We start from the raw sequence: 399 nt of genomic DNA, 5'->3' as shown, positions 1-399 counted from the left end.
ACCTTCCAAATATAACTCACCCTTCTTTGATACATCAAAAACCCTCACACCATTTTGGGCCGTTTCGAGATCCCACACTATGCTATCCTTTATTTAGTGACCGCTAATGTCACAAATTAGCACGAATTAATTTGTGAAAATTAGTGAAATTCGTGTTTAAGTATTACATTTTTCATTCTTGCAGACTTTCAGTCTGCCAACCAAATCTATGGGCTTTTTGTCCATAGTGGTTTAGTTAGTTGATTTAGTTGATACGTTTGAATTTGTAATTATTTCCTTCAAAGCTACTTGATTGGTTTAGTATTAATTGGATGGGGGGTATAATCATTTTACCCCAAAAAGCTACGTTTTAAAATACTAATTTTTTTCTAAGGATAGATTAAAAATTAGTCAATCTTT

The sequence above is a fragment of the Flavobacterium sp. GT3R68 genome, assembly GCF_007109225.1.
In the GTDB taxonomy this organism is placed as follows: domain Bacteria; phylum Bacteroidota; class Bacteroidia; order Flavobacteriales; family Flavobacteriaceae; genus Flavobacterium.
The sequence above is the reverse complement of the archived record's forward strand: the minus strand, read 5'-3'. Positions refer to the sequence as shown.